The 21,862-nt window shown below is 44.7% G+C and carries 23 protein-coding genes and 1 tRNA gene; 20 read left to right on the top strand and 4 right to left on the bottom strand.

The window, feature by feature from the left end; genetic code table 11:
* Positions 1-67: 67 nt before the first annotated feature.
* A tRNA-Arg gene (locus tag EK374_RS06975) sits at positions 68-142 on the top strand.
* Positions 143-165: 23 nt separating this feature from the next.
* Here the strand turns inward: EK374_RS06975 and EK374_RS06980 are convergent.
* Positions 166-1,323 (bottom strand): flagellar assembly protein T N-terminal domain-containing protein, encoded by a 1,158-nt coding sequence (locus EK374_RS06980; RefSeq protein ID WP_127021401.1) that lies wholly within the window; start codon positions 1,321-1,323, stop codon positions 166-168.
* A gap of 206 nt (positions 1,324-1,529) precedes the next feature.
* Between EK374_RS06980 and EK374_RS06985 the strand changes: the two genes are divergently transcribed.
* Positions 1,530-1,985 (top strand): LPP20 family lipoprotein, encoded by a 456-nt coding sequence (locus EK374_RS06985; RefSeq protein WP_127021403.1) that lies wholly within the window; start codon positions 1,530-1,532, stop codon positions 1,983-1,985.
* Positions 1,986-2,126: 141 nt separating this feature from the next.
* On the opposite strand, the gene flgN is transcribed toward EK374_RS06985, so the two are convergent.
* The 3 genes from flgN to flgA form a co-directional block, all read right to left on the bottom strand.
* Positions 2,127-2,561, bottom strand: coding sequence for a flagellar export chaperone FlgN (gene flgN / locus EK374_RS06990; protein WP_127021405.1), 435 nt, complete (start codon positions 2,559-2,561; stop codon positions 2,127-2,129).
* Positions 2,558-2,899, bottom strand: a complete 342-nt coding sequence (gene flgM / locus EK374_RS06995) for a flagellar biosynthesis anti-sigma factor FlgM (protein WP_127021407.1) — start codon at positions 2,897-2,899, stop codon at positions 2,558-2,560. The genes flgN and flgM overlap by 4 nt, the downstream gene beginning before the upstream one ends.
* A gap of 76 nt (positions 2,900-2,975) precedes the next feature.
* Positions 2,976-3,611 carry a flagellar basal body P-ring formation chaperone FlgA gene (gene flgA / locus EK374_RS07000; RefSeq protein ID WP_164731835.1) on the bottom strand — a complete coding sequence of 212 codons (636 nt, stop codon included), beginning with the start codon at positions 3,609-3,611 and terminating at the stop codon, positions 2,976-2,978.
* Between the two features lie 212 nt (positions 3,612-3,823).
* Between flgA and EK374_RS07005 the strand changes: the two genes are divergently transcribed.
* The 18 genes from EK374_RS07005 (at position 3,824) to EK374_RS07090 (ending at position 21,862) form a co-directional block, all read left to right on the top strand.
* Complete coding sequence (locus EK374_RS07005) at positions 3,824-4,753, top strand: chemotaxis protein CheV (protein WP_127021411.1); 930 nt, start codon at positions 3,824-3,826, stop codon at positions 4,751-4,753.
* Between the two features lie 7 nt (positions 4,754-4,760).
* The gene (locus tag EK374_RS07010; protein WP_206099300.1) at positions 4,761-5,600 is read left to right on the top strand and encodes a CheR family methyltransferase; all 840 of its coding nucleotides are present in this window, start codon (positions 4,761-4,763) and stop codon (positions 5,598-5,600) included.
* Positions 5,601-5,662: 62 nt separating this feature from the next.
* Positions 5,663-6,064, top strand: coding sequence for a flagellar basal body rod protein FlgB (gene flgB, locus EK374_RS07015; protein WP_127021413.1), 402 nt, complete (start codon positions 5,663-5,665; stop codon positions 6,062-6,064).
* On the top strand, positions 6,064-6,480 hold the full coding sequence (gene flgC, locus EK374_RS07020; RefSeq protein ID WP_127021415.1) for a flagellar basal body rod protein FlgC: 417 nt from the start codon (positions 6,064-6,066) through the stop codon (positions 6,478-6,480). The genes flgB and flgC overlap by 1 nt, the downstream gene beginning before the upstream one ends.
* An 11-nt stretch (positions 6,481-6,491) precedes the next feature.
* Positions 6,492-7,241 carry a flagellar hook assembly protein FlgD gene (locus tag EK374_RS07025; RefSeq protein ID WP_127021417.1) on the top strand — a complete coding sequence of 250 codons (750 nt, stop codon included), beginning with the start codon at positions 6,492-6,494 and terminating at the stop codon, positions 7,239-7,241.
* A 20-nt stretch (positions 7,242-7,261) separates the two neighbouring features.
* Positions 7,262-8,611: a flagellar hook protein FlgE gene (gene flgE, locus EK374_RS07030; RefSeq protein WP_127021419.1), complete on the top strand. Its 1,350-nt coding sequence runs from the start codon at positions 7,262-7,264 to the stop codon at positions 8,609-8,611.
* A gap of 94 nt (positions 8,612-8,705) precedes the next feature.
* The gene (locus tag EK374_RS07035; RefSeq protein ID WP_127021421.1) at positions 8,706-9,110 is read left to right on the top strand and encodes a hypothetical protein; all 405 of its coding nucleotides are present in this window, start codon (positions 8,706-8,708) and stop codon (positions 9,108-9,110) included.
* A 175-nt stretch (positions 9,111-9,285) separates the two neighbouring features.
* Complete coding sequence (locus EK374_RS07040) at positions 9,286-10,029, top strand: flagellar basal body rod protein FlgF (protein WP_127021423.1); 744 nt, start codon at positions 9,286-9,288, stop codon at positions 10,027-10,029.
* Between the two features lie 22 nt (positions 10,030-10,051).
* Positions 10,052-10,840 carry a flagellar basal-body rod protein FlgG gene (gene flgG, locus EK374_RS07045; protein ID WP_127021425.1) on the top strand — a complete coding sequence of 263 codons (789 nt, stop codon included), beginning with the start codon at positions 10,052-10,054 and terminating at the stop codon, positions 10,838-10,840.
* Positions 10,841-10,850: 10 nt separating this feature from the next.
* Positions 10,851-11,531, top strand: a complete 681-nt coding sequence (gene flgH, locus EK374_RS07050) for a flagellar basal body L-ring protein FlgH (protein ID WP_127021426.1) — start codon at positions 10,851-10,853, stop codon at positions 11,529-11,531.
* Positions 11,532-11,544: 13 nt separating this feature from the next.
* A complete protein-coding gene (locus EK374_RS07055; protein ID WP_127021428.1) occupies positions 11,545-12,642 on the top strand; it encodes a flagellar basal body P-ring protein FlgI in 1,098 nt (365 codons plus the stop codon).
* Complete coding sequence (gene flgJ, locus EK374_RS07060) at positions 12,643-13,656, top strand: flagellar assembly peptidoglycan hydrolase FlgJ (RefSeq protein WP_127021429.1); 1,014 nt, start codon at positions 12,643-12,645, stop codon at positions 13,654-13,656.
* A 62-nt stretch (positions 13,657-13,718) separates the two neighbouring features.
* Positions 13,719-15,746 carry a flagellar hook-associated protein FlgK gene (gene flgK / locus EK374_RS07065; RefSeq protein ID WP_127021431.1) on the top strand — a complete coding sequence of 676 codons (2,028 nt, stop codon included), beginning with the start codon at positions 13,719-13,721 and terminating at the stop codon, positions 15,744-15,746.
* A 2-nt stretch (positions 15,747-15,748) separates the two neighbouring features.
* Positions 15,749-16,975 (top strand): flagellar hook-associated protein FlgL, encoded by a 1,227-nt coding sequence (gene flgL / locus EK374_RS07070; protein WP_127021433.1) that lies wholly within the window; start codon positions 15,749-15,751, stop codon positions 16,973-16,975.
* A 38-nt stretch (positions 16,976-17,013) separates the two neighbouring features.
* Positions 17,014-18,561 carry a glycosyltransferase family 1 protein gene (locus EK374_RS07075; protein WP_127021435.1) on the top strand — a complete coding sequence of 516 codons (1,548 nt, stop codon included), beginning with the start codon at positions 17,014-17,016 and terminating at the stop codon, positions 18,559-18,561.
* Positions 18,562-18,887: 326 nt separating this feature from the next.
* A complete protein-coding gene (locus tag EK374_RS07080; protein WP_127021437.1) occupies positions 18,888-19,718 on the top strand; it encodes a flagellin N-terminal helical domain-containing protein in 831 nt (276 codons plus the stop codon).
* A 251-nt stretch (positions 19,719-19,969) separates the two neighbouring features.
* The gene (locus tag EK374_RS07085; protein WP_127021439.1) at positions 19,970-20,800 is read left to right on the top strand and encodes a flagellin N-terminal helical domain-containing protein; all 831 of its coding nucleotides are present in this window, start codon (positions 19,970-19,972) and stop codon (positions 20,798-20,800) included.
* Between the two features lie 237 nt (positions 20,801-21,037).
* Positions 21,038-21,862: a flagellin N-terminal helical domain-containing protein gene (locus EK374_RS07090; protein ID WP_127021442.1), complete on the top strand. Its 825-nt coding sequence runs from the start codon at positions 21,038-21,040 to the stop codon at positions 21,860-21,862.

Consider the following 21,862-nt stretch of genomic DNA (forward strand, 5'->3'; position numbering starts at 1 on the left):
ACTTGGCTCTTGTGCAGTGTTCGCGGTCACAAATTTATGTTAACTTACTCATTCAACGAGGTTTATTCGCTCCATAGTTAAATGGATATAACGGCCCCCTCCTAAGGGGCAGTTACAGGTTCGATTCCTGTTGGGGCGGCCATTTCGCTTATATTTTTCAGTCTCTTACTTTTTATCATTGACTAAGGTCGCGGCATCACCCACTTGCACATTGGCCAGTAAATCCATATTGACGCTCTCAGCCCAGGCATTGTTGTGCGTCAGCTCGGTGATTTTGACTTTAAGCTCACTCACTGTCAGTTGATCCTGCAATTGACCAAGACTGTCTTTGTGCTGGCGGCGGTGCAAAATCGTCAGTTCGTCACCAACTTTTAGCCCTTGCTTGCTACCAAGATTAAGCAGCACTTTGTGTTGGTTGACCAGGGTTACATCTGCCAGTATGGTTTCGCAGCGCAACGCTTCTTCGACATCCTGGGCTGCAGCATTCAGTACACGTTCAATGGATTTACCATAGTCGGTTTGCCAAAAACGCTGAGTTTTAGGGCTGATGACTGTTGTATCACGAAACTCCCACACGGCTGAAGTTTGATAGGTTTGGCTGAACAGAACTTTCTGCTCTTGAATATCAGACAATTCTAGCTGTAGTTGAAAAAAACGTTCACGATCTTGGTCAGACCAAAAACTCCAGTTAGTGCCGACTCGTTCTCCTAACGACACATCACCTAAACTTGCTTTGAGTAAATAGCGCCCACCATAATTACGCTGCAAAGCACCGCGATCTGCATAACTAAGTTCTTTCTGACGGATAGATTGAGGTAACAGTTTAAGTAAGCTTGAGCCTGAGGACTCTTCCAGTTTCCGGATAAATAAGCTAGTGCTGGCTTGGTCTAGCTCATATAGTTGTCCTGCAATAGCTTGTTCGCGGTTCTCAATAAAAAACGGGCTAATCAGTAGCTCTTTTTTTAACTGCAGATTGGCACATTGGTTTTGATCAGGATAAATGTCGGCTCGTATCGTCACATTGATATAGCCGTTTTCTTCGGCTTCCGAGACAATTTGCACATTTTGCACTTCGCCTTGAGTCTGTAAAAACACAGACTCCTGGGTCAATAAACCGTCAGTTACTTGTTGCACCGTGCGAATTGAAGCGCCTGAATACAACAAGGCTTTACGCACAGCATCTTCAGTGGCAAGAGTTCTGGCTGTTGCAGTATCGCCGCCTCGAAGTACAGCCTGGCCAGTTGCTTCATACCAATCTGCCACTGCCAAAGTGGGCAGAATCGATATAACCAGCAGTGACAAGCTTAGTGCGGATAAACGCATGACAACCCCCAAAGAAAATATTTATAAGGGGTGTAGCAAAAGTCGTGCCTGAATTTTAAGTTGGGGATTGACTAGGAATTGCAGAAGGGCTGGGACAAGCCCGCGCCTCTGCGGTTTTTTGCCGATACCGGTTGAGGTCTTCACTTCAGGCACGGATTGTGCATCCTGTATTAGTAAAGCTAATTCAATTAGGTAGAGGCGCCATAATGATAAAAATTACCACCAGCACATTGTTGCTGGCTTTATTAACGGGCTGCAGTATGGTGGCTGACCGTCACGTGGAATGGGAAACGGTTGAGCCCCAGCGTTTTCCTGTCTTAAAAGCTGTAGGTTATGCTCCACTAAGCCAGCAACCCGGCGCTACAGAACAGGAGCGCATGCTGATGGCGATGAAAGCGTCTAAGCTTGAAGCCTATAGAGAGCTGGCTGAGCAAGTCTATGGCCAAAGAATTGACGCTAAAGCCAATATGCAACAAATGATGATTGGAAATGATCAACTGAATTCATCAGTCAGTGGAATTATCCGCGGCGCTCGTGTAGTGAAAACTTACCCTGTGGGCGATGTGTACGCGACAGAGCTCGAACTGGATTTTAAGCAGGTATACGATTTGTATCTGAACAGTCAGCCAACCCGCCGCATTAAAAATGTGAAGTACTATTGATCGACAGGGTCAGTAGCCTTGGCTCTGACCTTATCCTGCAGACTAATTCAAAAAAACTGGCAGTTGATGTCAGATACAAAATGCTGATAGTGAATGCTATGTTGGACTATATAGGCGGGTCAGTGCTAAAGCACCGACTTTTCAAGCTTTGATCCCCGGCCCTTTATCGACCTGAGCTGCTTTGCCTTTATTGGTGTAGGTTAAACCAGCACGACCACGGCTCTGCAACAGCTCTGTTTTAAAGCGCTCAATCACCAGTTGGCTTTGCTCTACGCTTTGACTGTTTACCTGATTTTGAAACTTGCATTGAGCCAGCTTGTCTTCCAGTCTTTGTAAGTGTTCTTTAAACCAATCTTGCTGCTTTACCTCAGCAAGCTCAGGCGACGATGTCAATTGCTCGTCTGTAGTCTGAACTAAATCAAGAATTTGGATTTTTTCATCAGTATTAGTTTTTAGTGCTTCAACATCGCGGGTCCGGATGGCGTCCAGCTCCTTTTGAAGCAACAAAAGCAGCACATCCAGGTGCTGCTCTTGTTCGTTTAGCAGGGTGAGAATAGAAGAATGGGGGGTGCTCATTTTTTACTGAAAAATTCGCTTTCAAACTGCACGATACGACGCGCCAGTTGTTCTACGTTCACTTTGTATTTGCCTTCAGAAATCTCTTGTTTGATCTTATCAACTTTTTCTTGATCAATACCTGAGCTGGTTTTTGCTTTTTCCTGGGCTTTGCTGAATTGCTGCGCCTGAGAAGTCAGCGATACTGAATCCTGTTTTTGTGCAGCTGTGCCTGTAGTGGCCTGCTGCTGAACGGCCTGTTGTTGTACAACTTGCTGTTTTTGAATGTTTTGTTGTTCGGCCTTGTCCGCTTTCACTTGTTGAGTGACTGGCAGGCCTGTATTTACATTGATCGCCATTTTTCTACCCTCTCTATCCGGTTTCGGATCCCTTACTTTGTATAACGGCAGCACCCGCTAAAACTTTAGTCAGAATTTAAAATTTTATTGCAACTTTTTTCACCGCAACGACTTCTGCAACTATGGTTCTGTTGGACTGCCTGTTGGTCACCTGAATTTGATCACCCAAAATGCCATCCATCTGGGCTACACCAACAGTTCTGACTTCAAGACCGTTATTCAAACCACTAATTGTAACTATATCGCCTTTACATACAAGACAAAGATCCTGCAATGTCACAACTTGTCCGGCAGACAGGGTTCTTTTTACCCTTGCCCCTATAACAGAAGCAGGGGTTTTCACTAAAGAACCACGGGCCAGCCTCAGATCTGCTTGTCCCAGCGTTAACATATCGGCTGTGATCAAAGAACCTAAAGTGATATTCCGTACACTATGCACAGCTTCAGTTTGTTGACTAAAACGCGCTGTGACAAACAATTGCCATACCTTTGGGCTTTGGCAGCGGATTTGCACTGTGGCCTGATTGGTCACTGGCCCGGCAAAACTAAACTGCAGAGCCTTATCACATTCTTTTATTCCTAAACGTGAATCCAGAGCTGATAGTTGACTGTGCGCATCCTGTGGGATTTCATTTTGTTGCTTTAACCAGTCCTTTGTTGCCGCAGTTAATTGTTGTGGGCTGAAACTTGCCGCTTGCAGGGAAAATGCCACAAAAAAAACTGTGGCTGACAAAGCGCAGAACGCTGGGTATCGCAAAAATTTATCGTACATTTTCATATGGTTTCAGCTATGCTTTATCGGCAAAGGGTTATAACATACTTAAGTATGTCAATTTTCAGTCATTTTTCATTCTAGAGTGACCTAAGCAAGAATCGTTCCCGATTTTCTAGGACCACTAATTCTTTCAGGCAGGGGAGTCTTCTATGGCGGGTATTCTGGATTCAGTCAATCAGCGCACTCAATTGGTTGGGCAAAACAGACTGGAGCTTTTATTATTCCGCTTAAGTGGTCGCCAGCGTTTTGGTATTAATGTGTTTAAAGTACGTGAAGTACTGCAATGCCCGCCATTAACTGCTATCCCTAAACGAAACAAATACGTCAGGGGTATAGCGCATATCCGCGGCCAGACAATTTCCGTTATTGACTTAAGTCTGGCAACAGGTGGTCGCGCCATCGAAAACACCAAAGACTGCTTTATTATCATTGCCGAATACAATCGTTCAGTGCAGGGGTTTTTAGTTCAGTCTGTTGAACGTATTATCAATATCAACTGGGCTTCAATTATGCCACCGCCAAAAGGAACTGGTGGTAAGCAAAGTTACCTGACTGCTATTACTGAAATTGATAAAGAGCTGGTCGAAATTATTGATGTTGAAAAAATTCTGGAAGAAATTTCTCCTTCACCAACCACCATCAGCAGTAATGTGCTGACGTCGACGATCAGTGAAGATTTAGGTGACAGATTAATTCTGATCGCTGATGATTCTGCCGTAGCACGGAATCAGGTAAAACGCGCGTTGGAAGGCTTAGGGGTGAAAATGCATCTGGTCAACAATGGCCGTGAAGCTTTAACTTACCTGCAAGAAACCGCGGCAGCCTGTCAAGGCTCGGTCACTGACAAAGTTGGGTTGTTGATTTCTGATATCGAGATGCCAGAAATGGACGGATATACTCTAACCGCTGAAATTCGCTTGGATCCGAGGCTTAAACCACTGCATGTTATTTTGCATACTTCGCTCAGCGGTGTATTCAACCAGCAGATGGTGCAAAAAGTTGGCGCAGACGATTTTATTGCGAAATTTAACCCGGATGAGTTAGCCGAGTCCGTGCGGAAATGGTTGCATACTGATTAGAGGTTTTATGTTAGTGGCAAACAAAGAACTGCAGGAAAGTGAGTATCGTCTGTTTCGGGATTTCCTCGAGCAGCAGTGCGGTATTGTGCTGGGTGATAACAAACAGTATCTGGTCAAAAGTCGCCTGGCGCCTTTGATGCAGCGCTTTGGTTTGTCGTCGCTTTCTGAACTATTAAACAAAACGTTAAGCCCGTTTGAGAGGCAATTGCGTTCCGCAGTGATTGACGCTATGACCACTAACGAAACTTTGTGGTTTCGTGATAACTACCCCTATGAGCTTCTGAAAAAGCAAATTTTACCTGAATTTGAGAAAGATCATAAAACCGTCAAAATTTGGTCAGCGGCCAGTTCTTCTGGTCAGGAGCCATACTCTATTGCCATGACTGGGCTGGAATACCAGCAGGGGCGTCCCTCTGCATTTCCTATGGGACTGCATATACTAGGCACGGATATCTCCAATGCGATGCTGGAACACTGTCAACGCGCTGAATACGATGGTTTGGCTTTGTCTCGTGGCTTATCGCCCGAGCGGCGTAGTAAATTTTTTGACGATTCCGGTAACGGCATGATGCGGCTAAAAGATGCCGTCCGTAAAAACGTTTCATTCCGCCATTTAAATCTACTCGACAGCTATACGCTGTTGGGCAAATTTGACATTATTTTTTGTCGCAATGTACTGATTTACTTCTCTCCTGAAGTAAAAATGAAAATTATCAAACAGTTCTCACAAGCTCTAAACCCGCGTGGTTACTTGTTTCTTGGCGCTTCTGAGTCTCTCTCCAGCCTGAACAACGACTTTGATATGGTGCGTTGTAATCCTGGCATCGTCTACCGTAAAAAAACCTGATAAAAAATTATGGCCTGAGTTTTGCTTAATATTTGCCATCTCTGAAAGACAGGATGGCAAAAATGGCAATCAGCTTCGAAAAAGCATTTGGGCTTCACCCAGATGCACTACTGATCCGTGACAAACGCTCTCAAGTCTTGGCCGAAAATATCGCAAATGCCGATACTCCGGGTTACAAGGCAAAAGACATGGATTTTCAAACTGCATTAGCAGGTGCTCAGTCGCGCCAGTCCGGGTCGCTTGGCCGCACTGATCCTAGGCATTTTGAAATCTCTACAGCCCGCCATGCTGACTCTCAATACCGTATTCCAAATCAGCCTGATACAGGGGATGGCAACACCGTTGATATCCATGAAGAGCGGAATGCCTTTACCCGCAATAGCATGGAGTATCAAACCACGCTGAATTTCCTGAACAGTCGTATAAGCGGCCTGAAAAAGGCCATTGGCGGAGGTACGCAATAATGAGCCTGTATAACGTTTTTGATATAGCTGGGAGCGGCATGTCCGCGCAGCAAGTACGCTTAAATACTACAGCCAGTAATATGGCGAATGCGAACAGCATTAGCAGCAGCATTGACCAAACCTACAGAGCCCGTCACCCCGTGTTTGCTACTGCGCTTGAACAAGCTCAGCAAGGCCAGGAAGGGGCTAAAGTTCAGGTGTTAGGTATTGTGGAATCAGACGCTCCGTTGAATGTTGAATACGCTCCTCATCATCCGCTATCTGATGAAAAAGGTTATATCTACAAGCCTAACGTTAACATTATGGAAGAAATGGCCAATATGATTTCCGCCTCACGCTCTTACGAGACCAATGTGCAGGTGGCTGATGCAGCTAAACAAATGGTCAGCCGCACGCTGATGCTGGGTCAAAGGTAAAGGGGTAGGGTATGAGTAATGTAAGTAATGAAGGCAGTGCCTTAGATGGTTTGTATTGGGGCGATAAAGCCACTACAACGGAAAATAACAACAATGGCGCCTTAACCCAATCTGATTTTTTTGCGCTGTTAACGCAGCAGTTGGCTTATCAGGATCCAACCAAACCGGTTGAAAATGATCAGATGATAGCGCAGATGACCAACTTTACGATGGCTGACGGCATATCTTCGCTGAATACCAACTTTAAAGATTTTGCCACTACGATGAACTCCAGTCAGGCGTTACAGGCGTCCTCTCTCGTGGGGCAGTATGTGTTAGTGAAGTCGAATAAAATGGAATTTGACGGCGAAAACACCATGGTAGCCAGTGCTAGTTTTCCTGAAAACGCAACTAACGTCAAAGTGCGGATTAAAAACGCTGATGGCGTGGTGGTGCGTTCGGTCAGTATTCCTGACTCAGATGCTGTTGCTGGGCGTTTACAACTCCCTTGGAACGGTGCGACCGATACTCAGGCGCTAAATGAAGATGGCACACCAAAAGTGAATGAAAAAGGCGAACCAGTAATGGAACTGGCGCCTAAAGGTGTTTATACCATTGAAGTTGAGGGGACAATTGCAGGTAAAAATGAAGCGATAGTGACCTCTGTATATGCTCCTGTAACCAGTATTACATTAGGCAATGGCACCACCCAGGGTCTACTCCTAAATGTGCTTGGCCAAGGCCAGAAAAAATTATCTGATATTGAAGAAATTGCAACCTAATCAATGAATTGAGGTGATTTATGAGTTTTAATATAGCGTTAAGTGGCCTGGCCGCCGCTCAAAAGGATATTGATACCACTGCGAATAACATCGCCAACGTCAATACCACGGGCTTTAAAGAATCACGGGCTGAATTTGCGGATGTATATGCGGCTTCAGTATTCAGTTCAAACAAAACTAAAGTAGGTGACGGTGTTACGACGTCGAAAGTGGCGCAGCAGTTTTCTCAGGGTTCGTTAAAATTTACCAATAACTCACTGGATTTAGCTATTACCGGTGACGGTTTTTTTGCGGTCGCGCCTGAGATTGGTAACCGTGATTATTCCTACACCAGAGCTGGTGCCTTTAAGCTGGATAAAAACAATTTTATCTCTGACAATAATGGTGGCTTTCTACAGGGATTTCCTGTGAACCCTGCGAATGGCAACACCACATCAGTTAGCTTAAGCACCACTCAGCCTATACAGATCCCAAACACGGCGGGCGCGCCAAGAGCGACCTCGAACGTGTTTGTTACCATGAATGTGGACTCTCGCAATACGCCCCCTACAGTCGCTTTTAATCCCGTAGATCCGGCAAGTTACAATGGAACCACCTCTACTACTATTTATGATAGTTTGGGTGAGCCTCATATCTTGACCATGTACTTCCGTCGTGAAGCACCAACGACAGATAACGATTGGGAAGTGTATGTGGTGATGGATGACAATAATACTGTTCCTGCTTCGCCTTCAGGTGGTCCGTTAACGCCCAATTCCGCTATTGGTCCTATCACAATGGACTTTGATGCAACAGGTGTTCCTTCTTTACCTACGAGTGCGTCGTTACCGAATATAATTCTGCCGGCTGGCGTAGGTACGGGATTAAACGACCCTCTGAACGGTTATTTAACCAATGGTGCGCAGTTTAGCAATGACATCACTGTGCAGTTCCGTGATGAAAGTGGTACAAAATTGCCTACTCAGTATGCTTCTAAATTTGAAGTGGGTACTTTGGGTCAGGATGGCACCACAGTGGGACGATTAACTAGCGTAGATATTGATGCGGCAGGTAAGGTTATGGCATCTTATTCTAATGGCGATCAGACCTATTTAGCTCAGGTTGCTATGGTGAAATTTGCTAACCCTCAAGGTTTAACGCAGTCTGGTAACACCTCCTGGCGCGAGAGTTTGCTTTCGGGTGAAGCCTTAGCGGGTGAAGCTAACTCTGGTACTTTTGGTTCTATTAACGCATCAGCACTGGAAAGTTCGAATGTGAACCTGACCAATGAATTGGTCGATTTAATCGCAGCGCAACGTAACTTCCAGGCCAACTCCAGGGCATTGGAGGTTAACAGTACGTTACAAAATACAGTGCTGCAGATCCGATAGTGTAAACATGTCCTTAGGCCACCTCCGGGTGGCTTTTTTTATAGGTAGCTCGTATCTGGTGCGTCATGCCGTCGCTTTTACTCCGGAGGGTTGTATGGTGTTCAAAAAAATTGTTGCTATTGGCTTATTGCTGGCATTTTACAGCAGCGCTGCTGAGCAGGACCAATTGGTGACCACTGATTTTGTGCTTAAAGCGGGTGCTTCTCAAAGCCGGACCGTTGACATCTATAAGCCTGCTCATCTTGATCGTTTAGTAATGGTCGGATTTAATCCTGTGAACACTTTATCTGTCGATTGTACTTTGCGTTTGTTTGACGCCTCTCACACGCTGCTTGCAACGTACAATTGTACCAAGCCCCAACATTACTTTTTTAAAACACCAATGCTTGTTGCTGTAAAAGTCCGTGCCGAAGTTGAGGTTACCAATTCAAACTATACCTCTGCCAATTCTTCATTTTCTCTGATCAGCAGATTCAAATTTACCTCAGTTTCTGAATAAGCCAGTTTGCGTAGCTTCAGCACATAAGACCACGCCTAATTCCTTCTTCATTACTTCTCTCTTATGTATTTGAAAACAATAGTTTAGCAGGCTTCTACTTTGTGTACCCCTGTCTGCACCTTTTTCTTGGCATCAGTCTTGCTTTACTTATCTTATCTCAAGTGGAGGCCTGACTATGGACCATTTACTTTATATCGCAATGAGCGGTGCCAAAGAGAACATGAATGGCATCAGTATCAAAGCGAACAACCTTGCAAACAGCACCACAACTGGCTTTAAAGCAGATTTAGAGCAGGCTCGTGCTATGCAGGCTTTTGGTGAAGGTTTGCCTACAAGGGTGTTTTCACTGACTGAACGACCTGGTCAAAATTTTGACGATGGCTCATTTATTATTACAGAGCGTGAGTTAGACGTCGCAGTACAGGGAAAAGGCTGGCTGTCAGTACAGGATGCGGATGGCAATGAAGCCTATACCAGAGCGGGAAATATGCAGCTGAGCCCAACGGGTGAATTGCAAACCGCTTCCGGCCTGAACGTGATAGGTGAAGATGGTCCTATTCAGCTGCCTCTGCCACTAGCCAAAATGGAAATAGGCAACGACGGCACTATCAGTATCCGGCCGCAGGGAGCTCCTGCCAACGTAATGCAGGAAGTGGCCAGACTTAAATTAGTCAAACCTGAGTTTCAGGATATTGAAAAAGGCGCTGACGGTTTATTTCGGCGTAAAGACGGAGAAGTCGCAGAACTGGATACAACGGTCAAAGTGATGAGCGGAGCAGTTGAGGGTAGTAACGTAAATGCCGTTGGCGAAATGACACAGATGATCAGTTTACAGCGTCAGTTTGAAGTACAGGTCAAAATGATGAAAACGGCCGAAGAGATTGATCGGCAACACAATCAAATTATGAGAGTAGTCTAAGGCTTAAGCCTGGGAGGTTAGCATGCATCCAGCTCTATGGATCAGTAAAACCGGTTTGGACGCGAAGCAGCGTGATATTTCGGTGATTTCAAATAACCTGGCCAACGCCAGCACTATTGGCTTTAAGAAAAGCCGCGCTGTATTTGAAGACTTGTTGTATCAGAACATTAATCAGCCTGGTGGTCGTTCGTCACAAAACTCAGAGTTGCCGAATGGCTTGATGTTAGGCGCAGGTACTAAAGTGGTCGCGACTCAAAAAAGCTTTACCCAAGGCAATATGGTCACCACAGAAGGTAGTCTGGATGTGATGATCCAGGGACACGGCTTTTTCGAAGTACTAATGCCTGACGGCACCACTTCTTACAGTCGTAATGGCCAGTTTACTACGAACAGTGAAGGTAATCTGGTGACCTCAGGCGCAGGTTATCAAATTCAGCCGAATATAGTGATCCCCGAAGATGCCCAAAGCATCACTATCTCACAGGATGGCGAAGTGTCTGTGCGTTTACCTGGCCAGGTCGATCAGGCGGTAGTGGGGCAGTTAACAGTCACTAACTTTGTCAATCCGGCAGGTTTAGAACCTGTAGGTCAAAACTTATTTACTGCAACGGCCGCCAGCGGTGATCCGGTTCAAGGTATTCCTGGTCTGGAAGGGCGAGGCATTCTGGTGCAGGGCGCTTTGGAAACGTCAAACGTCAATGTGACGGAAGAACTGGTCAGCCTGATTGAAAGTCAGCGCGTGTATGAAATGAATTCCAAAGTGATTTCAACTGTTGATCAGATGCTGGGTACCGCTATTCAGCAGCTGTAGGAGTAAGTGGATGAACAAGTTAATTCTGCTCGTTTTAACAGTGCAACTTTGTGTGGGTTGTGCAGGCAGCTTTAATGAGCCAATGCCGGATGACCCGAACTTTGCGCCTTTACCTCCTGAGCCTGAAGCAGTACCGCTGTCTAACAACGGCTCCTTGTTTGCGCAAGGGTTGTCTAATGGGCTGTACTCAGATAACAAAGCGCGCCGTCCAGGTGACATCATTACTGTGGTGCTGAGAGAAAATACGCAAGCCAGCAAAAAAGCTAAAACTGAGTTTGGTAAAGACAGCAAAGCAAGTTTTGATCCTATAGTGGGTTTAGCAGGTCGTGACGTCAGTGTGCTTGGCAATACGCTACAGTTTGGTGCCAACTCAACCTCAGACTTTAAAGGTGATTCAAAAGCGGACCAAAGCAACAGTTTAACGGGTGACATTTCGGTGAACGTATTGCGGGTGATGTCAAATGGTAATCTGGTGATCCGTGGCGAAAAATGGCTGACACTGAATACGGGCAAAGAGTTTATTCGTTTAACTGGCGTGATCCGTGCTGAAGATATTGATTCAAAAAATACAGTCGAGTCGACCAAAATCGCCAACGCCCGTATTGAATACAGTGGCACAGGTGCGACTCATGGTGGTCAGGGACCTGGCTGGTTAACCCGCTTCTTTAACGGTGTGTTGTGGCCGTTTTAACACAGGTGACATGATGAAACTTATCCAATGCCTTTTTGTAGTTTTGCTGTCAGCCGCTTTGTGTTTTCCGGCTTCAGCCGCCCGAATTAAAGATTTAACCAGCGTACAGGGCGTTCGTAGTAACCAGTTAGTGGGTTATGGTCTGGTTGTCGGCTTGCCTGGCACGGGGGAACAAAGCCCTTTTACTGAGCAGAGCTTCAGAACCATGCTGACAAATTTTGGCATTAATATGCCTGCTGGTATGAAATCTCAGATCAAAAACGTAGCAGCTGTCGCTGTGCATGCTGAACTACCAGCATTTAGCAAACCGGGTCAGACTATTGATATCACTGTATCTTCAATGGGAAGTGCAAAAGGCTTGCGTGGTGGTACTTTGCTGCAAACCTTTCTGAAAGGTTTAGATGGCAATGTTTATGCTGTGGCGCAAGGTTCGCTGATTGTCAGTGGTTTAGGCGCTGAAGGGGCTGATGGTTCAAAAATTTTGGTGAACACGCCAACAGTAGGCCGAATTCCGAATGGTGCAACAGTCGAGCGTGAAGTGCCGTCACCTTTTGCTGATGGTGACTTTATTACCTTTAATTTAAACCGGGCTGATTTCACTACAGCTAAAACGCTGGCCGAAACCATTAATAACTTTATAGGGCCAGGTACAGCGCAATCCCTAGATTCTTCTTCAGTACAAGTTCGTGCTCCTCGAGATATGGACCAGCGTGTTTCCTATTTATCTACCTTGGAGAACTTAACATTGGAGCCCGCCAGTCAGTCGGCAAAAATAATTATCAACTCCAGAACCGGTACCATAGTGATAGGAAAGGACGTACGTCTATTCCCGGCAGCTGTGACTCATGGTGGCTTGACTGTGACTATTGCCGAGAATCCAGCTGTAGTGCAACCCAATGCTTTGGCTGGCGGAGATACTGCTGTAGAGCAAAACACTATTATTGATGTCAGACCTGATCAATCCAGGATGTTTAAATTTGATCCGGGTACTACGCTTGACGACTTAGTTAGCACCGTCAATGCAGTTGGCGCGGCGCCAGGTGATTTGATGGCCATTTTAGAAGCCTTAAAAGAAGCGGGCGCCATTCATGGTGAACTTGTGGTGATCTAAATGAGTAAAGTTGAGAACAAGGTCAATTATCATGATTTAACCGGCCTGGCGCAGCTGAAACACAGCTCAGGCAAAAATGATGACGATGCAGCGCTGAAACAAGCGGCCAAACAGTTCGAATCTATTTTTATGGGGATGTTGCTCAGTAGTATGCGCAAAGCCAATGAAGTATTCGAAGATGAAGGTGTTCTCAACAGTAACGCGACCAAGTTTTATCAGGATATGTACGACAAACAGTTATCAACCGAGCTGTCAGAAAAAGGCAGTTTAGGTTTAGCCGATTTGCTGGTGCAGCAACTGCGGCCGACAAAAGGCAAGACTACCCCCGCTTCAATGCTGAAAATGCCAACAGATGCTGCATCTGTGCGTGATTTAAAAGCCACTGCAGGTTCTGAAGTTCCGGCTGTAGTTCCAGTTAAAAAATCAACTGAGGTTGCACAGCCTATAGTTGCAACTGCCCCCCAGGTGATGACTGAAACTTTGGCTTCTGAACCTGCTCCGGATAACGATGATTGGACTTTTGAAAGTCCGGGTGAGTTTATTCAAAAACTAATGCCAGCGGCCAGACAAGCTGCGCAGAAACTGGGTTTGGAGCCTTTGGCGCTGCTAGCTCAGGCGGCATTGGAAACCGGCTGGGGGCAACGCACTTTTAAAACGGCTGAAGGCAATAACAGCTTTAACTTTTTTGGTATTAAAGCGCATAACAGCTGGCAAGGGGATGTTGCCGTGGTCGATACTCTGGAGTATCGACAAGGTGTGGCACAAAAAGAAAAAGCAAAATTTCGCGCTTATGAATCGCCAGAACAAAGTCTGGGTGATTATGTCGACTTTATTAAATCCAATCCGCGTTATCAGCAGGCTGTGGCGATGGCTGATAACCCTAAAGCCTATTTTCAGCAGCTTCAGGCTGCAGGTTATGCCACAGATCCGAACTACGCTCAAAAGATTTTATCGGTATTTAATAGCGAAACGTTTAAACAGGCACGAAATCTGCTAGAGAATCGTGCAAATTAAAGATTAAGCCAGTGCTGCCGATGAATGAGGTGGAGATGCTGCGGGTATTAGTGGAGATTTAGATGTCAGATAATTTACTTCGGATTGGAACCTCTGCCATACTGGCCAGCACCGCTTTGCTTTCAACTACAAGTAATAATATCGCTAACCTTAATACGCCTGGTTATAGCAGGCAGCGCACCGAATTTGAATCCAATGTACTAGGGCTTGGAGTAGGACGCGGTGTGACAGAACGTTTGGTGAATGACTTTGCACAAAAGCAAATGTGGCGGGATACATCAACTGTCAGTTATGCAAACCAGTACTTATCTGAAGCCAGCCGTGTGGATACTCTATTATCTGATCAGTCTAATAGTATTTCTAATGGCATATCTTCATTTTTCAGCCAGCTACAAACGGCAATCAATGATCCGACTAATGCTGCGTCACGCCAGTTGGTGATGGGGAGCGCTCAGACGTTATTGAATAAATTCAATACGTTGTCAAATCAGATGACAGAGCAGAACAAGTACATTAGCCAACAGTTGGAAGCTGATGCTTTATCAGCCAACGAAAAAATAACAGTTGTAGCTCAATTGAATCAGGAAATACTTGCCTACGGCAATAGTCCAGGTAAGCCTGCCCCACTGGATTTACTCGACAAAAGAGACCAGGCGATTAAAGAGTTGTCTGAACTGGTTGATATTAATGTGCTGGATGCTCCTAACGGCGACAAACAAATATTTCTGGGCAGTGGCCAATCTTTGGTGATTGAAGGTGGCAAATTCAGTTTGTTCAGTGTGGTCGGTAATCCTGATCAGAATCGAAAAACTTTGCAGCTCAGAGCAAGCGGCAATCCAAACGTACTGATTAATGTTTCTGAAACTCAGCTGGGTGGAAAAATTGGTGGTTCTTTAGAGTTCCGTTCCGAGGTTTTGGAGCCTGCGCAGAAGGAGTTAGGTCAACTGGCATTGGCTTTTACTGACGCCGTTAATGCGCAGAATCGTTTGGGCATGAATGCTGATGGTAATTTGGGCGGCGACTTATTCACCTTACCTACTTTTACTGCCTGGCCTTTTAGTGGTAATACTGGTTCTGGGACAATTACTGCCTCTGTGGCACCAGGTCAGGGCAAAAATATTCCTGCCAATGATGTACGTATTACTTTTACTGCTGCAGACGCTTTTACAGTGGAAGCTCTTGATGCGTCGGGTAATGTGATACCCGGAACGGCCATCAGTCGTACCGGAGTCGTCTTTCCAGTGACAGTATCTTCAGATGACAGCAACGATTTTTTTGGATTAAACATTACTCTTGCGAATGGCGCTCCAGCTTTTGCAACTGGTGATCGATTTGACTTAAAACCTCTGAGTAATGTGGCGCAAAACATCAGCTTGGCGACCAATCGCCCTGAAGCACTCGCTTTTGCGTCGCCGCTTAAGGGGGAGAAAACGCTGACAAATGTAGGTAATGCTGAAATAGATCAACTCTCTATCAGTAGTGTAGGTCAGGCCGGTAATAGATTATCGCAGCCCGCTAACTTTACCGATGGCCCTATTTCTGTCACTTATCTTGGTAACAATCAATTTCAGATTGAAGACTCAGGTACTCCAGCTATTACTGAAACTGTTACATTCGCAGGTGCTGATTATAAGAACCTACTAGCGGCTAGCGTTAACTTTGCCGATGCTGGTTTTGATTTTTCAGTGAAAGGCGTCCCGCAGGTAGGCGACACCTTCAGTATCGAATACAACACCGGTGGTTTCGAAGACAATAGAAATGGCTTAATGTTAGGTAATCTGCAAAATACAGACTTGGTCCGGGTTGATGCGGCAAGCACTGTAAATGCCGATAGATATCAAACTTTTAATCAGGCCTATTCGGAATTAGTTGGTTTTGTAGGTACTCAAACTAGCCAGGCTCGCGTCACTGCTGCATCTTCAAAGTCTTTGTTGGAACAAACGACTGCCTGGCACGAGTCTCTCTCCGGTGTTAGCTTGGATGAAGAGGCTGCTGACTTAGTCAGGTTTCAACAAACATATGCCGCAGCGGCTAAAATTTTGTCAGCGTCACAAACAATTTTTGACACCCTGTTGCAGGCTTCGAGGTAATCATGCGTACTACTTTCAATATGAAATATAGCCAGAGCCTGGATTCAATTTTAAGTACTCAGGATAAGTTGCAAACTGCAAGCTTAATGCTGAACAAGCAAACCAAAATTCTTACTGCTGCTGATGATCCCTCTGGTGCTGCGCGAGCTGTAGGTTTGGAGGCCAGTATTCAGCAAACAAGCCAATACCAGAATAGCAATACGGCGGCTCGCAATGGCCTTGAACTGCAAGAAACTGTGCTTAGCAATATCCGTGGTGCTATGGATAGAGCCAGAGTGCTGGCTTTGTCTTTAGGTAATGGTACTTATGACGAAGATGATCGGAAGGCTATTGGTAACCAGTTGGGTAATATCCGTGATGAACTGTTTGATTTAATGAATCGCCGTGATGAACTGGGCGGGTATTTGTTTTCTGGTTTTCAGGATCAGACTCAGCCCTACAGTCTGAACCCTACTACTGGTCAATATGAATTTAACGGTGACGAGGGCCAAAAATACATCCAGTTGTCGTTATCTATATCAATAGCCGCTAATGATAGCGGTCGTAACATTTTTGACAGTGTCGACAAACGTTTTCAGACCTCAGATCCGACAGTTGGTGCTCCTATCACTGCAGCGAAAGTCACAGTAGCGAATCAAAGTGTATTTGATAATTTTTATAAACAAAATTATGACGGTTTAACGCCTGCTAATAATGATTATACCGTGGTGTTTTCAGCACCATCGAATTATGAAATTCAGCGCAACGGTGCAGCTATGGTGCCAGCAGTCACTGGTACTTACACTGAGGGGGAGCCTATTAACTATAAAGGCTTGTCGATTGATGTCACAAATCCAGCACCTGGCGGTACTGTTAATTTTAGCCTGCAGCCGCCGGAAAAAACCAATATTCTGAATTCTCTAACCGGGTTGATTGATAGCATAGAAGCAGGTAACAGCGGTGACATTTTAAATGAACGCATTCTGGATGCTACAGTGGAAATTGACAATGCATCCGCTAAAGTGGACTCTGCAATATCATCTATAGGCGGACGTCTGAATGTGGTTGAGAGTATCTTTGGCAGCAATGAGGATGTACTTATTGCAACTAAATCTCATAAAGCAGATATAGTCGAATTGGATTACAGTACAGGCATTACTGAACTTGTAAAACAAGAAACCGCATTACAAGCCGTGCAGGCTACTTTTAATAGAGTGACTAGCTTGAGTTTATTTAACTACATCAATTAAAAACTAATTCTCCTTTTTGTCTGGCAAGGAAGCCCTTCATGTTTCAGCAAGAACTCTCAGGTTTTGATCAACGTTATCTACAACAAAATGACTGGCCAGTGCATGATTTTAATCAGTGGGAAAGTCGTCATTTTTCTCCTTTGTCTGCAGAAGCCAAACTGGATAGCCTGAAAGGTTTCACTGCAAAGTCAACTGCATTGATCTTGTGGCGAAAAATGCATTTGTTGCTACTCGGGGGCGATGATGTCGATCTGAACAAATTTAAAGCTTTGTTTAGTGCATTACCCTTTTTACAACAGAATATGCTTTACAACCAGTTAATGCGCGCCAAGTTTGTTGGTCAGACTGTAGCAATGGATTACGCTCCCCTTTATCGGATTATGATTGAAAACTTCTGCAATGAAAGTTCAAAATATAGTCATGTAAGTCCACTCATTGGTAATGGCAATGAGCAGATTGTTGTTTTACTCACGAATCAATTTCTGATAAACCAGCATGGGCCTACGCTAACCATACTGAACTATGCAAGTGCTTTAAAAGCCATGGGTAAGCACCCAGTGGTCATTTGTTGTACATCTGTGCCTAAAAGGTCACACTACCTATATCCAATGCCTTTGCCTTTTTATTTCAGTAACGTGCTTGATGAATATTTTACTGGTGACAGACTGTTTGATCTCGATACGGAAAAAAATCATGCTCATAGCAATGGCAACGTCGTAAAATGTTGGGGTGAACTGTTTGATTTTATGCAAATCACTCCTATGGATGATCAAGAGCATTTAGTGTACTTAGTTAATGTCATTAATCAGCTAAATCCACGTTTTATTGTCGGAGTAGGGGGCCTAAACCCGGTACTTGAGTTTATTGCCCAAAGCAGACCTGTATTAAATGTACCTTGTGTCACTTCCTTGGTTACCCCTATTTATGCTGTTCCTGTGCTACATCGAGAGCTGACCGAGCAAGATCTTCAGCGAGTGAAATTTTTAAATTTGGTTCACCCAGTAATAACCAGCCGTTTGCCGTTCAGATTACGTCAATTTAGTTGTAAAAAGAGCAGTAAAGTTACAGATCCGGTAATAAATTTTGCTGTGGTTGGGTATCGACTTGAACTTGAAATTCGTAATGATTTCGTTGAAACCTTGCTTGCTATTAAAGCAACACTACCAAATTCAGCTTTTGTGTTTATAGGTCCGGAAGCTATAGACCAGTTGCCTCCTGATATACAGGCTTGCAGTTACTTTAGTGGCAAGATTAAAAATGCTATAGATCTGATCGCAGGTTGCCATTTTATGCTTAACCCCAAGCGTCAGGGTGGTGGTACTTCCGCTATCGAAGCCTTAAGTCTTGGAGTTCCTGTGTTGACCGAAGCTTATGGCGATGTATACCAATACATAGGTGATGACTTTGTCTTCTCGTCAGACAATGAACGATTGGCTTTTATACAGCGTTACCTGACCGATGCAAAATTTGAAGCCTCTTATAACCAAAATTGCCTGGATACTGCAGCAAGGGCAACAGACTCCTCTGCTACAGTACGCACATTGCTGCTTGACTACGATAGCTATATCTATCAACTACAAAACTAATTCCCGCCCAATCACGGGTTTAAACTGACATTCAACCTGTTATCTGATACCCATCCGTTCCTGCGTAGACGTTGAATAAATTCTGCACAGGAACGGATTTTTCTATTTAAATGGCAGTAATGACCTTTTTTATTAAAGTTTTGAAGAATAGTGCCGATACTATAGTTAACTCCATATGCGCCCACATCTAAACAATGTTTTATTCATTTATTTATTCAATAAAATTAAATAAATCCCTCAAGAAAAATCTCCTGATGTCGATACAGTAATTAAGCAGGGAACAATAAAATAATTACTCTGCATATATAAAACTCAGGAGATATACCATGGCTTTATTTGTTAATACTAACGTTTCGGCGTTAAATGCCCAAAGGCAACTAATTAATTCAGGCAAAGGTTTAGATACAGCATTTCAACGTTTGTCTTCAGGCTTTCGTATCAATAGTGCTGCAGATGATGCAGCAGGCTTACAAATAAGTAACCGCTTAACAAGTCAGGTTAATGGCTTGGATCAAGCAATAAGAAATGCAAATGATGGTATTTCATTGTCTCAGGTTGCAGAAGGCGCGATGGATGAAATCACCAACGCTTTACAACGAATTCGGGTACTTGCTGTACAGTCACAAAATGGTATTAACAGTTCGAGTGACCGAGTTGCATTACAGAAAGAAGTAGCGGCACTGAAGACTGAAATTAGTCGTATTGCTACGACCACTCAGTTTGGTGGTGTAAAACTGTTAGACGGCAGTTACTCATCGACTTTCCTGGTTGGAGCCAATGCCGGCCAGACCATTAGTGTAAATATCTCCAGGGTTGGTGGTGGTTTTGGTTCATCGGGCTTAGGCATTGGTGGCCTGAACATAAACACTCTGGCAGGAGCTTCAAGAGCGTTAACACAGATCGATGCTGCGATTAACGTTATAGACTCCAAGCGGGCTGATTTAGGTGCGATTCAAAACCGTTTCCAGTCCACTATCCGTAACTTATCGAACATTGTCGAAAATATTTCAGCAGCACGAAGCCGGATCAAAGATACGGACTTCGCAAAAGAGACTGCAGATTTGACTCGTTCACAGATTTTGCAACAGGCGAGTACAACTATTCTGTCTCAGGCAAATCAAAGACCGCAAGCAGCGCTGTCTTTATTACAAGGCTAATTATTCAACAAGAAATACTACATATTGAATCGGTTTTTAGTACGACTCCTGAGCTTTATGCTCTTTGGCCATACGGCGTTGCTGTATGGCCTTTTTTATTTGTGTCTATTAGTGGAATGTATTATTTATTAAATATATATAAATACAGCTAAAGGAATAATATTGTTTGCCGATACATTATTTGAGTGGGTTAGATTAAATATAAAATGACGTGTCCACTTATTGTTCAATAAACGCTCAGGAGAAAAGTTATGGCGTTATTTGTAAATACTAATGTCTCGGCGCTGAATGCGCAGAGGCAACTTATAAATTCAGGGAAAACTCTGGATACATCGTTTCAACGACTTTCGTCTGGTTTTCGCATTAATAGCGCAGCAGACGATGCAGCTGGTTTGCAAATCAGCAACCGCCTGACAGCCCAAATACAGGGCCTGGATCAGGCGATTAGAAACGCCAATGATGGCATTTCTTTGTCCCAGGTGGCGGAAGGGGCCATGGATGAAATTACCAATGCGTTGCAGCGCATCAGGGTTTTGGCAGTGCAATCGCAGAACGGTATTAACAGTTCTTCAGATCGCGTAGCGCTGCAAAAAGAAGTGACGGCCTTAAAGACTGAAATTAGTCGTATCGCCACAACCACTCAGTTTGGTGGCGTGAGATTGTTAGATGGTAGTTATTCGTCGACTTTCCTGGTGGGAGCCAATGCTGGCCAGACTATTAGCGTGAATATCTCCAGAGCTGGAGGTGGTTTTGGCTCCTTAGGTTTGGGTATAGCTGGATTGAATATCGATAGTTTGAGTGGCGCTTCGAGAGCTTTAACGCAGATAGACACTGCGATTAACGTGATTGATTCCAAGCGCGCAGACTTAGGTGCGATTCAAAACCGCTTTCAGTCGACGATACGCAACCTGTCGAACATAGTCGAAAACATCTCGGCTGCACGTAGCCGGATTAAAGATACAGATTTTGCGAAAGAAACGGCAGAACTGACACGCTCGCAAATATTGCAGCAAGCCAGCACCACCATCTTGTCGCAGGCAAACCAAAGACCACAGTCGGCATTGTCGCTGTTACAAGGGTAACGGACAAAGCAAAACTTTTAAGTTTAGCGACTGAGTAAGCCCAAGGTAGTGATGCAGCAAAAGCTGCGATGACCGAGGGGACAAAACGAACAGCACTGGTTCAGGAGGGCATTGGGCGCCTGAACCGTACGACCAACTTTATGGCATTGCTCTGACGCACCTATAGCGAGGAGCTCCTGCCAAAGGAAAAAAGGAAAGGCTTTATGGCTATTTATTTACTAACCGGAGGATGACACCATGTCATTATATGTCAACACCAACGTATCAGCTTTGAATGCACAACGTCAGTTAATTAATTCTGGCAGTTCATTGGATACAGCGTTTAAACGTTTATCATCAGGTTTTCGTATCAACAGTGCAGCTGATGATGCGGCGGGTTTACAGATCAGTAACCGTTTATCAAGCCAAATCAATGGTTTGAACCAGGCAATAAGTAATGCAAACGACGGCATTTCTCTGGCACAAACGGCCGAAGGCGCAATGGATGAGATTACTAACTCTCTGCAGCGTATACGGGTACTGGCAGTACAATCGCAAAATGGTATCAATAGCTCTGCAGACCGGGTTGCCTTGCAAAAAGAAGTAACGGCGCTGAAAACGGAAATAAGCCGTATTGCAACCACAACCCAGTTTGGCGGTTTGAACTTACTTGATGGTAAATTCTCAGCAAACTTTTTAGTGGGAGCGAATGCAGGACAAAATATTTTAGTTGCCTTAAAGCTTACTGGCGGTTATGGAACTTCAGGTTTAGGTTTGTCTCAGTTGTCAGTGTCATCTGTTGCTGGAGCAGGAACTGCACTAACCAGTATTGATGCGGCAATTAAAACGATAGATAGCACAAGAGCGGACTTGGGTGCTTTACAAAACCGGTTCCAATCGACAATTCGTAACCTGAGTAACATTGTGGAAAACGTGTCATCAGCGCGCAGCCGGATCAGAGATACTGATTTTGCTAAAGAAACCGCAGAGTTGACTCGTTCGCAGATCCTGCAACAGGCCAGTACTACTATCCTGTCTCAGGCGAATCAGCGTCCACAAGCAGCCTTGTCACTGTTAGGTTAA

It is taken from the genome of Rheinheimera mangrovi, assembly GCF_003990335.1.
GTDB lineage: Bacteria > Pseudomonadota > Gammaproteobacteria > Enterobacterales > Alteromonadaceae > Pararheinheimera > Pararheinheimera mangrovi.